The 15223-nt window shown below is 40.2% G+C and carries 13 protein-coding genes and 1 pseudogene; 6 read left to right on the plus strand and 8 right to left on the minus strand.

What is annotated here, in order from left to right:
* Positions 1-58 precede the first annotated feature (58 nt).
* Positions 59-1318: a hypothetical protein gene (locus FA584_RS13220; protein WP_096047607.1), complete on the plus strand. Its 1260-nt coding sequence runs from the start codon at positions 59-61 to the stop codon at positions 1316-1318.
* 3 nt (positions 1319-1321) lie between these two features.
* On the opposite strand, the gene FA584_RS13225 is transcribed toward FA584_RS13220, so the two are convergent.
* Positions 1322-1543 (minus strand): SHOCT domain-containing protein, encoded by a 222-nt coding sequence (locus FA584_RS13225; protein ID WP_096047608.1) that lies wholly within the window; start codon positions 1541-1543, stop codon positions 1322-1324.
* Positions 1544-1666: 123 nt separating this feature from the next.
* Between FA584_RS13225 and FA584_RS13230 the strand changes: the two genes are divergently transcribed.
* The 3 genes from FA584_RS13230 to FA584_RS14810 all read left to right on the plus strand — a co-directional run bounded on the left by FA584_RS13230 (position 1667) and on the right by FA584_RS14810 (position 4626).
* Entirely contained in the window at positions 1667-1936 is a 270-nt protein-coding gene (locus FA584_RS13230) for a metal-sensing transcriptional repressor (RefSeq protein ID WP_167749769.1), read from the plus strand.
* A 12-nt stretch (positions 1937-1948) separates the two neighbouring features.
* A complete protein-coding gene (locus tag FA584_RS13235) occupies positions 1949-2824 on the plus strand; it encodes a nickel/cobalt efflux transporter (protein ID WP_228448568.1) in 876 nt (291 codons plus the stop codon).
* Positions 2825-2991: 167 nt separating this feature from the next.
* Positions 2992-4626 carry a methyl-accepting chemotaxis protein gene (locus FA584_RS14810; protein ID WP_087439627.1) on the plus strand — a complete coding sequence of 545 codons (1635 nt, stop codon included), beginning with the start codon at positions 2992-2994 and terminating at the stop codon, positions 4624-4626.
* A 23-nt stretch (positions 4627-4649) separates the two neighbouring features.
* Here FA584_RS14810 and FA584_RS13245 read toward each other — a convergent pair whose 3' ends face one another.
* The 3 genes from FA584_RS13245 to FA584_RS13255 all read right to left on the minus strand — a co-directional run bounded on the left by FA584_RS13245 (position 4650) and on the right by FA584_RS13255 (position 8143).
* Entirely contained in the window at positions 4650-6767 is a 2118-nt protein-coding gene (locus FA584_RS13245; protein WP_167749770.1) for a helix-hairpin-helix domain-containing protein, read from the minus strand.
* A 99-nt stretch (positions 6768-6866) separates the two neighbouring features.
* The gene (locus tag FA584_RS13250; protein ID WP_167749771.1) at positions 6867-7487 is read right to left on the minus strand and encodes a hypothetical protein; all 621 of its coding nucleotides are present in this window, start codon (positions 7485-7487) and stop codon (positions 6867-6869) included.
* A gap of 98 nt (positions 7488-7585) precedes the next feature.
* On the minus strand, positions 7586-8143 hold the full coding sequence (locus FA584_RS13255) for a hypothetical protein (RefSeq protein ID WP_096047614.1): 558 nt from the start codon (positions 8141-8143) through the stop codon (positions 7586-7588).
* 263 nt (positions 8144-8406) lie between these two features.
* Between FA584_RS13255 and FA584_RS13260 the strand changes: the two genes are divergently transcribed.
* Together FA584_RS13260 and FA584_RS14570 are read left to right on the plus strand one after the other, a co-directional pair.
* Entirely contained in the window at positions 8407-9792 is a 1386-nt protein-coding gene (locus FA584_RS13260) for a PDC sensor domain-containing protein (RefSeq protein WP_228448569.1), read from the plus strand.
* A gap of 5 nt (positions 9793-9797) precedes the next feature.
* A pseudogene (locus tag FA584_RS14570) lies at positions 9798-10163 on the plus strand (methyl-accepting chemotaxis protein); the annotation flags it as partial.
* Positions 10164-10353: 190 nt separating this feature from the next.
* Here FA584_RS14570 and FA584_RS13265 read toward each other — a convergent pair.
* The 4 genes from FA584_RS13265 to FA584_RS13280 are packed head-to-tail and all read right to left on the minus strand — an operon-like array spanning position 10354 to position 15221.
* Positions 10354-11448 carry an ABC transporter permease gene (locus FA584_RS13265; protein WP_167749772.1) on the minus strand — a complete coding sequence of 365 codons (1095 nt, stop codon included), beginning with the start codon at positions 11446-11448 and terminating at the stop codon, positions 10354-10356.
* A complete protein-coding gene (locus FA584_RS13270; protein ID WP_167749773.1) occupies positions 11445-12536 on the minus strand; it encodes an ABC transporter permease in 1092 nt (363 codons plus the stop codon). Before FA584_RS13270 ends, FA584_RS13265 begins: the two co-directional genes overlap by 4 nt.
* Entirely contained in the window at positions 12526-14238 is a 1713-nt protein-coding gene (locus FA584_RS13275) for an ATP-binding cassette domain-containing protein (protein WP_167750655.1), read from the minus strand. Before FA584_RS13275 ends, FA584_RS13270 begins: the two co-directional genes overlap by 11 nt.
* 2 nt (positions 14239-14240) lie before the next feature.
* Positions 14241-15221 carry an HlyD family secretion protein gene (locus FA584_RS13280; protein WP_167749774.1) on the minus strand — a complete coding sequence of 327 codons (981 nt, stop codon included), beginning with the start codon at positions 15219-15221 and terminating at the stop codon, positions 14241-14243.
* Positions 15222-15223: the final 2 nt, after the last annotated feature.

Below are 15223 nucleotides of genomic sequence, written 5' to 3' on the forward strand. Positions count from 1 at the left end.
ACCAAAATTTTATTATTTTCAGGTACAATAAAACCGATTTTACATTGATAGGGAAGTTATGGAAGAGTCATCATTTAGTCTCGTTGAAAAAACCATTGAGAAATTTTTTGAAAATTTTGAGCCAAAAGAGTATTTATATCTGGATGTGTTATACCGTTTTGAAGAAGAAAATATTGAAGAGGTTCTTACCAACGCGCGCAGTTGTAAACTACCTAAAAAATACCATTCATACAAAGACCTTTTACAGGAACAAATCGCTAAAAAACTCTCTTTAACGAACAATGATCTCTTTTTATATACAGAAAATGTGATTTACGTCAAACGATTTTTTCAAGTAGAAACACCTGCGGATGGACCCGATAGAAGAGCATGTGGTATTCCTCCTGAAATGTTGCAAGAGTATAAAAAACGTTTTTTCCCAAATGATGAGTACAAAGCACGAATGTTGGAACTTCTCACTTTTGCACTTGATAGCACACTGAATATTAAAAAAATAAACCCATCCGAATTTCGCGCTCTTTTTATCCCTGTCTTTGTGAACATCTCCGACATTGTTGTAATCGAGTCCAGTGAACTTGAAGATTTGCGGGAAATTCGGGGACTAAGCTACTTTTTACTGCGCGAGATGTTTGAAAAAATGATGCTCAGCATCGCTGAAATTATTTTATTTCACTTTTCAAATCAAGAGAAAAAAGCTATTGAATTTCTCAGTCACTATGGCATTCATGAGACCATTGATGCCAAAGGCAATCATTACAAACCAAACCCTATTTTAGATGAAAGCAATCGCGCATGGAATATGACAACCATTCGCTCGACGATGATTCAACATAAAAAATCCAAACAAACACTTTACGATAAACGAAACGATATTATCGCCATTAAAAAGAAACTCAACACATACCGAAATGAACATAAAGAACTTACAAAACATCTCTATAAAGAACATAAAGAGTATGAGAAAGTAGAAGAGAAATTAGATCATATCCATCAAACACTTGATAGACTCGAATATACCGATGCTAAAGAGGTCAAGTTTTTAGAAAATGGCGAAGAAAAGCTCTATGAGCGTAAACCCTTGATCACCCATCTTTTCAAGAGCGAAGATTTACTGCTAAACCAAAAAGCTCAGCTTCATAAATCAACCAAAGAGCTAGAGCTTACCCTTTCAAATAAACAAAAAGAGATTTACGTGTGGGAAAAGAAACTGGCGGAAAGTGAAAGTGCCCTTAAAAATCTTGAATCCCACGGACACCCCATTGACTCACAGTATGAGAGAATTCAGCGAGCATTGGCTAAAACTCTCTCACAGAGGTAATACTTAAGCGTTGAGCTTCTCTTTGATCTTTTCAAAAGCCTCTTCGTCGATCTCTCCGCGTGCAAAACGCTTACGGGCGATCTCTAACGCTTCATCTTCCTTCTCGCGATGATGGCAAGACGATCTACCACCTCGCATCACCATAAAAAACACTAAAAGCATAATGGGAAATACAATCATCCACGGCATAAAAAACCCGTGCCCCATCCATTCATATCCATACATGGTGACTCCTTTGAATCAAGTTATCGTATTGTAATCTTTTTGTGTGAACAACATGTTAACTCTTTCAATTTTTTCACAGAGTTATTAAACTATAATATCCTACCCCATAGGATAGGATACATCATGTTGCAACATCTTTCACACGAAGATATACTCAAACGCCTTAAAAGAGCTGATGGACACCTTAAAAGTATTATGACAATGATCGAGAAAGAACGCAACTGCTCTGAGATAGCCCAACAACTCCATGCAGTAGAAAAAGCCATCTCAAATGCTAAAAAATTACTCATACACGACCACATCGACCATTGTCTTGATAGCGCTGCAAAAGATGGCTCGCTCAGTTCTGATGATGTTATCCAAGAGTTTAAACAAATAACAAAATACTTATAAATAAGGAAATAAATGACCGACATCGCTTCAATCATTCAAAGTAGTTCAGGCAACGCGTGGCTTTTTCTGCCTAGTGCCATTCTTCTTGGCGCACTGCACGGCTTAGAGCCCGGACACTCCAAAACAATGATGGCGGCGTTCATCATCGCCATTAAAGGAACGGTGAAACAGTCCATCATGCTGGGCATTGCGGCAACGCTTTCGCATACAGCGGTGGTTTGGGCTATCGCGCTTTTGGGTATGTATTTTGGTGCTCGCTTTGCAACCGAAGCAGTAGAGCCGTACCTTGAAATTGTTTCGGGCTGTCTCATGGTAGGCATTGCACTCTGGACACTTTGGCAAACACGCAAAAATGAACGTGCCTGCTTCACAACACATGAACATGACGACGACCATCATCATTCGCATGAGCATGGTCATGACCACGATGAGCATCATCATCATGAGCATCACCACAGCACAGAAGAGATCATCTTTGAAGAGCTTGGAAGTTGCAGTGACCCGCATGAGCTTGCACACGCCAAAGATATTAAAAAGCGTTTTTCAAACAAAGAGGTCACCAATGGACAGATCTTACTTTTTGGATTAACGGGTGGACTTATCCCCTGCCCTGCGTCGATCACGGTGCTTCTCATCTGTCTACAACTCAAACAGTTTACACTCGGTGTTGCGCTTGTGTTAGCCTTTAGCATTGGTCTTTGCACTTACGTTGGTAGCATCAGGTGTCATCGCCGCGTTGAGTATGCGCCATCTCTCAAAAAGATGGAATGGCTTTGGGGAATTTGCCAAAAAAGCGCCTTATTTCTCAGGCGGCCTTATTTTGCTTGTGGGCTTGTATATTGGGTATCAAGGCTTGCACCATTTTTTCTAAGGGATCTTTACATGTAAAGTATTTCATGTCGAGTTATTTACTTGATTAATAAATAGGCAAATAGCGTTTTTATTCACATCAAAATATTTCAAAATTGATTATTTATTAATCAGCCAAGGATGACCTAGCATTTATTTCTCCTGTAAAATAGGGTGTATATTTGAAATTTTACAAAGGATCTTTAATGTTTAAGTCCATCACCATAAAACTGCGGCTTTGGGGTATTGCGATTGTCTTTATCTCAGGCTCATTTTTATTTGCATTTTTTGCCTATACAACCATTCATGAAGTTAAAATCAATGGTAAACTTTACAATGAAATTATCCTCGCCAAAGATTTGGTTGCTGACATTTTACCGCCACCTGAATATATTATTGAAACGCGTCTGGTTAGCTTAGAGATGTTACGCACCGAGAACAGCGCTGAACTTGCCACTTTTATCGCAAAAATCAAAACATTAAAGCAAGAATACGAAGAAAGACATGCCTTTTGGGTCAAAAACCTTCACCATGAGAAAATAAAACCACTGATGGTTGAAAAAGCGTATGCTCCAGCGATGCGCTATTTCACACTTTTGGAGACAGAGTTTATCCCTGCTGTGCAAGCAGGAGACTTTAAACAAGCATCTCTCTTAGCCTCTGGAAAACTGAAAGATGCCTATGTAGAACATCGAAATATTGTTGATCAAATTGTTGTGTTAGCCAATGAATATGCCAGTGCCAATGAGACCAATGCCAGTGATCTTTTGCGCAATGAAAGTATCATGCTTAGTTTTATATTCGCGTTTATCTTTCTTGCGACCATTACTTTAATTTATCTCTCCATTAAAGTTATTTTGCACCGTATTAAAGCCATTTCCTTCTTAGCTCAAGAGTTCCAACAAGGCAACCTTCTTTACCAAGTGACCTTAGATGGAAACGATGAAATTTCAAATGCTACCGACAACTTTAACCATTCCATTGCCAAAATGCAGAGCATTATGCACAATGTCAAAGAGGCTTCTGAAAAAAATGCCCTCACGGCTGCAGAGCTTAGTCAAACGTCCCATACGATTGGCATGCATATTGAAGATAATGCCAAAGAGATCAATCTCAATCAAGTAGAATTACTCAAACTTGAAGAGGTCATAGAAGCAACAACAGAGCAATCTGTCATGATGGTTCAAGAGATTGATAATGCGAACACCATGTTGCAAGAAGCAAAAACTAAAATCAGTCGCATGGAAGCGGACATCCAACAAAGTTCAGAATCCGAAAATGCCCTTGCTGGCGACTTAGAGAGGCTTTCACAAGAGACGGAACAAGTACAATCCATCTTAACCATGATTAGCGATATTGCCGATCAAACCAATCTTTTAGCGCTCAATGCCGCCATCGAAGCGGCGCGTGCGGGTGAACATGGGCGTGGATTTGCCGTGGTAGCCGATGAAGTACGAAAACTCGCAGAACGAACCCAAAAAAGCTTACTGGAAATCAACGCAACAATTCAGGTCATCGTCCAGTCAATCAATAGTGTCAGCGAAAAGATGAGCGTCAATGCTCGTTTTATTCAAGAGAGCTCAGAATCTTCTAAAACTGTTCAAAAGGTCATTACCTTAACAGTCGATACGATGTCAAAAGCGAAAGCGAAAGTCGAAGTCACTGCCAATAATTCTACACAGATCAAACTTGGCATCCACAATATCTTAGCACTCTTTGAAAAGATCAATACTTCTGCTGCCTCAAATGTTGTAAGCATCGAACAAATCGCTGCAACTTCGCATGATCTTGATGCCATGAGTGAAGCACTCAACGCTCAACTCAAACAGTTTAAAGCATAAGAAAATGAAACGGAGCTACCAACCTACGGTAGCTCTTTAAGACTAAGACTCACTTTGCCTTTTTCTTTATCCACTTCAAGGACGCGAATACGTGTGAGTTGTTGGTTGATGCTGAGCACTTCCAAAGGATGAGCGATGCGTTTGTCGCTCATTTGCGAGATATGAATGAGTCCGTCGTTTTTAAGCCCAATGTCCACAAATGCGCCAAAATCAGCAATGTTTCGCACCACGCCTGAAACAATCGAACCCTCACTCAGCTCGCTGATGTCGGTCAAATCCGAACGAAAGGCAATCGGTGGCAAGCTCTCTCGTGGGTCAAACCCTGGTTTTAAAAGCTCGGCAATGATGTCTTGAAGCGTTGCTTCGCCAATGCCCTGCTCTAGCGCTAAAGTGATAATCTGCTCTTTGGAAAGTGTTGCCAAATCAGCACGCGCCAAAAGCTTTTGCGCAATGGCATAACTCTCAGGGTGAACGCCTGTGTTATCAAGAACACTTTTCCCCTCACGAATACGAAAAAACCCCGCACACTGCTCGTACGCTTTCGCCCCTAAACCTTTTACATGTAAAAGTTCAGACTTACATGTAAACGCCCCTTTACTCTCACGGTGCTCGACTATGGCTTTGGCAAGTTTTGCACCAACGCCTGCCACATAGGAGAGTAGCGAGATAGAAGCGCTGTTGGGATCAACGCCGATGCGATTGACTAAATCTTCGATCACTTCATTCAATTTTTTCTCGAGCTGTTTTTGATCGACATCGTGTTGGTACTGACCAATGCCAAGCGATTTTGGGTCGATCTTGACGAGTGCTGCCATCGGGTCACGCAGGCGTTGTGCGATGGAGATCGCTCCGCGAATCGTCACGTCAAGGTTCGGGTACTCTTCGGTGGCAATTTTAGAAGCGGAATAAATAGAAGCACCCGCTTCGGAGACCACGGTATAGGCAAGGTTCAATCCCTCTTCGCGGTTTAGACGTGCAAAAAACTCTTGGCTTTCGCGCGAGCCCGTCCCATTACCAATCGCCACGGCGGTGATGCGATACTTCTGAGTAAACTCTTTGATGACCTTAGCAGACTTTTCATAGTCGCTTTGCGGCGGGGTTGGATAGATGACGGCGTGCGTCATGTACGTACCATGTTCATCGACAACCGCGAGTTTACACCCCGTGCGGTACGCGGGGTCAACGCCTAAAATCACGCGCTTGGTCACAGGCGGTGTGTTGAGCAGTTGTGAGAGGTTTTTACCAAAGGTGGCAATCGCCTGTGTGTCAGCTTTTTCTTTAATAAGCGCATGAATTTCCCGCTCTAACGAAGGAAACAGAAGCCTTTTAAACCCATCCAAATAGGCTTCCAAAAGATAGCTTTTGGAACTTTTCGCATTGCGTGGAATGCGGTAACGCTCTATCGCACTCTCCACCCTTTCCATGTCATGCAATATCTTTACATGTAACTCTTTTTCCGCAACACCTCGCATCATTGCAAGGTAACGGTGTGAGGGAATGGAGGCGATTTTCTCGGCTTTGCCTGCGAGCTTGGCGTAAAGTCCATCAGGCTTGAGCGTTTTACTCGCTTTGATCTCAAATGAAGCGTAGTCATGCAGTTGCGCTCTCCAATACTCACGCTCTTTCGCATCATCACTATAACGCTCCGCGATGATGTCCTGCGCCCCTATGATTGCTTCTTTCACGCTTTTAACCGTGTCATTCACAAAACTCTGCGCCCTCTTTTCAAACGCTTCGAGTTCTAACTCTGCCCTCTCCAAAACATCCGCCAATGGCGTAAGCCCTGCCGCAATCGCAAGCGCCGCACGGGTGTTTTTCTTCTCTTTGTACGGTCGGTAAATATCTTCCAATGCTTGTAAACTCTCCGCCTTTTCAACAGCATTTTTCACCGCATCGCTCAACTTGGCTTTTTCAGCAATCAGCCGTAAAATCTCCTCTTTGCGATCGTGCAATTTTTTCGCATACGCATAAATGTTTTCAAACTCACGTAACTGCTCATCGCTCGCACCACCCGTCATCTCCTTGCGGTATCTTGCGATAAACGGAATGGTCGAGCCTTCATCTAACAGCTTTAAAATGTTGATAATATTTTCTTTGGCAATGCCAGTTTTTTGCACTAAAATGGGAATAAGTGGATTCATAATTTCTGCTTTCCTAGGTTTTACATGTAAAGATTTTTTGGAGAGGTATTTTAGCGGAAAAGAAGTATGAATAAGTAGAAATGGCTTTTTATAATTATCCTACCCTAAAATAGATACCATATCTTTTTCATAGTTTTTATAAGTCGTCCAGTCCAATAATCTAATAATTTCAAGTGATTTATTTTTGGGTGGCTTGGATAATAAAAAATCTGAGCCATAAGCAATTTCCAAATTTTTGAAACAGTCTATTATTGGTTGCTGAAAAATCCCTTCCTCAAAATGTAATGTTTGATTTCTACCTTCCCAAATTACATTTTTGAGTGTTTCTGCTCCAAAAGTTTTGTGCCCATTAGGTGCTAAATGTTTATACTTACCATGTACAAAAGAAATCCCTTGTTTTGTAATTTGCAATAATGCACCGCATAGAGCTCGAATCGAAAAATCTTTATTTTGAATGCTTATAGATAATACATGAATTTGACTTTTCAAAATATCAACACCTTTCTTTGATTCAGCCATTTTTATAAAAGCATCTTGTACCTGTAAATCACAAAAATCATCATTAAAATCTTTAAATTCAAATTCTTTTTGATAATGCTGAAATTGACTTTCTTTTGCTGATAGTTCGCTTTTAAAAGTATCGAGACTATGTATTTCATCAAAAATTAAATTTATTAAAATTTCGACACTATATTTTGTATTTATTATGTATGCATGCATTACGTATTTTTCCCTTCTTTAATAAATGTAAATGCAGCTAGACTACTTTTACATGTAAAGCTAATTATACTTCATCCCAAGCCATGCAAACTAGAAAATCATCTCTTCATTGCATTGTCATCCACTGCCAACGGAGCTCTTCGTACCACGAAGCCTGTTGGGGTTTTATAGATTTCAAAGACTTGATTAAGTGTGATTTCTTGGTAGACGGAGCTTCCATATTCAATGTCGACAAAGGGGTTCCATCCCAGCAGGGTGAAACGATCTAATAAGGTGTTTTCGCCAAGATCGTATGAGAGGTTTTGATGGCTGTTTTGGTCTTCACTCTTTTTATAACGCCCTTCAAAGCGCTCTAAAACATAGCGTGAGTCCAGTTTTAAAAGATTGGACCAGTATTTCATTTTCATAAATTTAGCATCGATGCGCCACTGTTCACCATAGATCTTAAAATCGCCAACCACTTTGCCATTTTCACCATTCAAATGCGCGACATGAAAACCACTGCTATCGTAGGGTTTTGTAAAGTAAACCGTTGCGACGAGTGTCTCTTGCGTGAGGGCGGTATAGGTCCATGAAAACATCACCACCAAAACAGCATTTAACACAAGACTTGCGAGGATCAGCCCAAAAGAGATTCGCATCAAAAATCGTCTCATTTTTTCTCCCTTAGCACGTTTATCTTTCCTCTATCATAACTCAATTATTCCATACAATGCTAAAAATTATGCTCGCTCTGAACCCTACGATAAACTTTTCTACTTGATTTCCAACGAAAAAAGTTTATTGATAGCTCTCTTTATTATTTTAATTTTACGTCATAAAATTACTCATAAATTATAAGATGATGTAATAGTTTGGTAATTTCCACTCAGTATCATTGCATAAAAAATTGCACGATTGAGTCAAATAAAGGAACAATATGCATCTCGGATTTAAGCAAAAAATCATTGTATCAGCAGGCCTATTTTTAGGAGCATCTCTCTTTATTTTTGGAATGTTAAGTTTTATCAATCTTAAACAAGACCTACGGCAAGAGATAGAACAGACGCAATTAGCCAAAGCACATGCGTTAAAACTGGAGATTGATTCGTGGTTTGATGCTCAAAAACTCGTCCTAGAGACAACCGCGGAAGACATTGCCCACTTGCCAGAATTTACAGATGTTACGATGAAACCTTATCTCCAAACAGCGTTTAAAAAGACTAAAGCTGCCGTAGCATACATGGGTGTAGAAGAGAGTGGTTTGATGATCTACAGTGACCAAACGAAACAAAAAGAGGGGTATGATCCTAGAAAACGACCGTGGTACATCAAGGCAAAAGCGGAAGGAAAATCTGTCGTCACCGATGTTTACACCGATGCCACCACAGGACAACCCACCATTTCTATCGCCACGCCTGTATTTGTGAATGGTGTATTCACAGGTGTTGTTTCCAATGATGTTTATTTAACCCAAGTGATTGAGAAAATTAATACAAAAAAATTTGAAGGTGGGTATGCCTTTGCAACCGATGCTATGGGAAAAAGAAATGTTCATCCTGATCCAAAATTAATTGGGAAAGTGCTGTATGACGCCAATGAGTCGCTTAAGCATCTTGAGCTTCTTGTCAAAAATAGCCCTGAAGGCATTTATGACTATCAAGCAAGCGACGGAAAAGATAAAGTATTAGTTTTCAATAAGCTAGAAAATAGCTGGATTATTTTTGTGACCATAGACAAAGACGTTGCTTTCAAAGCTATCGATCACATGTTCATCACGTTAACTATCTCTGGAAATATCCTGCTTGGGCTTTCACTGATTCTGTTGTGGTTCATTCTCAATACGCAGTTTAAACCTTTGGAGAGACTCAATGATGTCATCAAAAACCTTTCTAGCAATGATGGTGATTTGACACAACGCCTTACGATACATTCAAGAGATGAGTTAGGCAAGATGAGTCAAAACATCAATCTCTTCATCGATAAAATTCATACCATCATTACAACGGCAAAAACAAACAGTGCGGAAAACGCTTCCGTGGCACATGAACTCTCTATCTCTGCGATTGATGTGGGGAGACGTGCTGAAGAAGAGGCGCTTATCGTAACTAAAACCACCACAGAAGCTACTTCATTAAAAGCCTATTTGAGAGAATCTAGGCATAGTGCAGAAAGCTCTAAAAATGAATTACATGAGGTCACACAAAGCCTTAAAAAAGTCGAAGAAAACGTTTCTAACCTCTCAAGTCTTCTTCAAAATACCGCCCACAACGAAATCGAACTTGCGAACAAACTCACTCTTGTGAGTGATATACCAATGAAGTGAAAAACGTCCTTAATGTCATCAATGACATCGCCGATCAAACCAATCTCCTCGCACTCAATGCCGCCATTGAAGCAGCAAGGGCAGGAGAACATGGAAGAGGATTTGCAGTCGTTGCGGATGAAGTACGCAAACTAGCTGAGCGTACGCAAAAATCCTTGGTCGAGATCAATGCGACCATCAATGTTGTCACACAATCCATCAATGGTGTCAGTGTTGAGATGAATACCAACTCTGAAAATATCACTAAAATCTCTGGCATTTCCATCAATGTCCAGTCCAATGTTTCAGAAGTGGCAACCGTTCTTGCACGTACCATCACCAACACGCAAAAAACCGTTCAAGATTATATCGATACGTCCAAATCAGATTGATGCCATTACCAAAGATATCGAAGCAATTAGTACATTGACCCATACCAATACACGTAGTGTCGAAGAGATCGCGGGAGCGAGTGAGCACCTTCATGAACTCACGGAAACACTCAATCATGAATTGTCGAAGTTTAAATCGTAGTTTTTTTAGGGGCAACCAAGTAGTTGCCCACACACGATTTATATATACTTAACGCGATTTCCGTCTAAAAAATACCATAGCTACACTCATAGAAATAATGCCTAATCCAAACATAGGCGCAATCAGTGGCCATGCAACGCTCCATGTGATATTTTTTAAGAAAACCCCTTTGATCAGAATAAGGTAGTATTTAAGGGGAATGAACTCGGTCAACGGTTGAAGCCATAAAGGCATATTTTCCACAGGTGTCGCAAAGCCTGAGAGTAAAAACGAAGGAAGTAAAAAGACAAATGCCCCTAAAATAGCTTGCTGTTGAGTATTGCAGATTGCCGAGATAAACAAACCAACTCCTGATATGGAAAATAAAAAGACAACCACACTGGCATAAAGAATGGCTAAAGAGCCCATAAGTGGGACACCAAAAAAATAAATGGCAGACAGTAAGATTAAGGTTGATTCAAAAATGCTGATCACTAAGGCAGGGATGAGTTTACCTAAAAGAATTTCAAAAGGGCGCAACGGTGAGACCAAGATCTGATCAAATGTGCCAAGTTCTCGCTCTCTGGCAATGGAAAGCGATGTTAAAAGCATGGCAACCACCATCGTGATGGAGCCAAAAAGGTTGGGGACAATCCACCAAAAATTGCTGATATTGGGATTGTATAAAAATCGAGTGTTGATCGTGACATTGAGTGTTACATGTAATTGGGCGAGAAAAAATGTCTGCACAATGCTACTGATATAACCCTCCGCGATTTGTGCTGTATTGGAACGCCTACCATCTAACAATAACTGCACCGTTGCTTTTTCATTTTGTATTTGTTTGCTAAAGCCTTGAGGTATGACAAGAACAGCTAAAACTTTTTGGGTATTGAGAAGTTCTGCCACGTCATGCTCACTCTTAATCTGCACAAGGTTTTTAATGTACGAAGAGCCTTTAAAGTCTTGAATCAGAGCTTGACTTGCCTGTGAGCCATCGTGATCAAACACCGCTAAATCAATATTTTTTACCTCCAATGTCGCGGCAAAAGAAAATATTAACACTTGTATTAAAGGTGGTACGATCACCACAAAAAGACTTTTTTTGTCATTTTTTATGGCTAACGCTTCTTTACGAATGAGGGCCCATAACCGTGTAATCATTCCAATCCCTTTTTACTTTTCTTGACAACCAGTAAGAAAAAGAAAAGCCCGACAAGAAACATACACACCATGTCTTTGATAAAAATAGAAGGTATATCTCCCACAAGAAAAATTGTCTGCAAGGACTCAACAAAATAACGCGCAGGAATGATGTGTGTAAAAATTTGCAACCAGTAAGGCATATTGTTGATCTCAAATAAAAAACCCGATAATAAAAATGCCGGTAGATAGCCTGCAACGATTGAAACTTGTGCAGCAACAAATTGGTTTTTTGCAACCGTGGAAATCAGTAAGCCAATGCTAAGCGAAGGAAAAAGGTAAAAAGCACTTAAAAGAAATAAGATCCAGATACTGCCTTCAAAAGGAATCTCATACCAAAAATAAGCCACACCAAAACAGAGCACCATCGAGCCCATACCTAAACAAAAATACGGTATTAATTTGCCTAGTATAATCTCCATCATCGAAGCGGGTGTTGCCATCAATGCTTCCATTGTACCTCGTTCCCACTCACGCGCGATCACCAAAGCTGTCAGCAAAGTACCGATCAATATCATGATAACCGCGATGGAGCCTGGAAGTAAAAAATAACGACTCGAAAGTGGTGGATTGAACCAATAGCGTGGAATAACACTAATACCTGCTGAGGGCATTATTCCTTCTTGTACCGCCCATTTTTGGATAATCTTCGAGGCATAATTTTGAATTAAACCTCCTGTGTTAGGCTCTGTCGCATCGATTAAAAGTTGTATCGCGTAGGTATTATTTTTTCCAAAATTACCAGAGACTTCCATCACGCCCTTAAGATGGCCATCTTGAAGTGATTGGATTAATTTTTGTTTATCATACTGTATTGATGTGTCGAAAAAAGGCGATCCAACAAAAGAAGTTACTAGTTCATGAGCCTCTTTCGTATTACTTTTAGGAAATATCCCCAAAGGAATATGTTTCGCATCTAATGAAACAGCATATCCCATCAAAAAAAGTAAAATAAGGGGCAAGATAATAGCAATTAAAATGGCGCTTGGATCACGTATGATTTGAAGGCTTTCTTTGATCAAAAGGGCAACAAGACGTTTACTTTTCATCTATAAGCCTTTGATCATATGCTTGTATCAGATGAATAAAAGCCTCTTCCATTGTCGCATTCAAAGAGACAAGATGTTTAAGCTCATCGGGTGTTCCCGAAGCAATGGCTTTGCCTTTATAAATCAACATAATCCGATCACAATACTCTGCTTCATCCATAAAATGCGTGCTCACCATCACTGAAACACCTTTTTTGACAATGCCGTTGATGTGTGTCCAAAACTCTTTGCGAGTGATGGGATCAACTCCGCTGGTCGGTTCATCTAAGAACAGAACCAAAGGCTCATGCATTAAGGCACACGAAAGCGCTAAACGCTGTTTAATGCCTAGAGGTAAGAGATCTGCTTGGGTTTGAAGATGCGGTTTGAATTCAAATGTTTGAATGATATCTTTTATTTTTTGCGCGCATTTTTGACCAGATAAGCCATACACGCCTGCAAAAAAATCTAAGTTATCTTGAACACTTAAACTCCCGTATAATGAAAATTTTTGTGCCATATAGCCTATATGTGTTCGCGCATTTGCCCCAGCAACATAGAGGTCTTCACCCATCACTTTCGCAGTACCTTGTGTTGGAACAAGCAATCCGCAAAGCATTTTAAAAGTGGTTGATTTTCCAGCACCATTAGGTCCTAAAAAGCCAAATATTTCCCCTCGTCCAATTTCAAAATCAATATGATCTGTTGCTGTAAAATTACCAAATTTTTTGGTTAAATTCTTGGCTTCTATCAGAAGCGAATGGCTCATTGGAGTCGTAGCCATTTTTGTAGCTAAGAGTGATTCAGGTTCGGTTTTAACTCCCAATAAACGGACAAAAGCATCTTCAAAGGTGGGATCACACACCACCGCTTTTGCTTTGGCATCATAGGCATGTAACGCATCAAAGGGGAAAGAGGCATTTTCTTTCAGGTTAACGCGTATCGCTTCACCCACTAACACTGCGTCCATGACGTCTTCTAAATGCAACAACGCCGTTAAGAGTGCTCGCTTATCACTGTTTATGTTTTCAATACGGTACACATAGCCAATCAACGGCGCTTTCATAATTGTAGGCGTGCCTTGGTACAAGGCATTACCTTCATTGAGCAATATCACAGAATCACATTTATCGGCTTCATCTAAATACGATGTGCCCCACAAAACTGCAATATCTTCTTTCAGAAGACTCTGAATCATTTCCCAAAGATTTTTACGCGAAATTGGGTCAACCCCAACACCTGGTTCATCTAACAGTAACAGTTTTGGTTTTTTAATCAACGCGCAGGCTAGACCTAGTTTTTGCTTCATCCCGCCTGAAAGCGCTCCTGCCTTACGTGTATAAAAAGCCGAAAGATCGGTAAAATCTAAGAGCTCTTTGATGCGTTTTGTAGGTTCTTCAACGTCTTGCAAAGCCGCATAAAGTCGCATATTTTCTGCGACACTCAAGTCTTCATACAAACCAAATTTTTGAGGCATATAACCAATTTGCTGTAAAAAGTCACTTTGAGAGCAAGGCATGGTCGTACCTAAAATTTCCAACGATCCACTACTGGATTTTAACAACCCTGCTAAGATACGAATCAGTGTTGTTTTTCCAGCACCATCAGGTCCCACCAGCCCTGTAATCTTTCCGCTCTCGATATTAAAATTTAACGCATCAAAAGCTGGTTTCTGACTATTTGCAAATGTTTTAGAGAGGTTTTGAGCCGTTACAATCGTCATGGTTACTGATCTTTTTGACATGTAATCGTAACAGGCATTCCTTGTTTGAGATGTGAATCAGGCTCTGCAATAATGACGCGAAAACGATACACAAGATCGGGACGAAGCTGTGTTGTTTCAATATTTTTAGGGGTAAACTCCGCAACAGGAGAGATAAATCCAATGTGACCTTCATACGGTTTTTTGCGTGAGTCAACATACACAAGCATCTTTTCACCTTGCGTGATTGAGCCAAGGTCTGGTTCATCAACATAGGCTTGAACCCAATATTCATCTTCTAACGCGATTTGTAAGATACTCTGCCCAGCAGACACAATCGAAGAAGGCTCTTTGTGACGAGCAAGGATAGTTCCTTTGATTGGTGCATAAATCGTCGCATCTTTAATGTCGTATTCAAGGCTTTTGGCTTTAGCTTCAAGTGCCAATACTTTGGCTTTTTGCACCTCAACATCTTCTACTTGATACCCACTTTGAAGGAGTGCATAATTGCTCTTTGCTTTATCGTATGTGGCTTTTGCTTTATCGTATTGTGTCTTTGCTGCGATATAGTCTTGCTCTGTTGTAGCATCCAAATCAAACAGTTTTTTTTGTCTATTATAGATATCTTGTACCCCTAAAAATGCTGCATAGCTTTCTTGCACACTGGCTTGTGCTTGAGCAATATCTTCTGTACGATACCCTTTCATCAGCCTCTTTAGAGTTGCCTTTTCAGCTATGATTTGCGCATTGATATTTTCCAATTCATACCGCAATGATGTAGTATCTAGCGTAACAAGCATTTCACCTTTTTCGATAGACTGACCTTCATCTTTTGCAATTGTTTCAATCTTGCCAAGAAAACGAAACGCCAGATCTTGTGTACGATTTTCGATGTTTCCGTAAAAATGTAGTGTCTTATCCAATACTTTGACATAGTTCTGATAATAGTACCATCCACCACTTCCTAAAAGTGCCAATGTAATCACTATTGCTATCTTCTTCATCG

The sequence above is a fragment of the Sulfurospirillum diekertiae genome (assembly GCF_011769985.2).
Taxonomy (GTDB): Bacteria; Campylobacterota; Campylobacteria; order Campylobacterales; family Sulfurospirillaceae; genus Sulfurospirillum; species Sulfurospirillum diekertiae.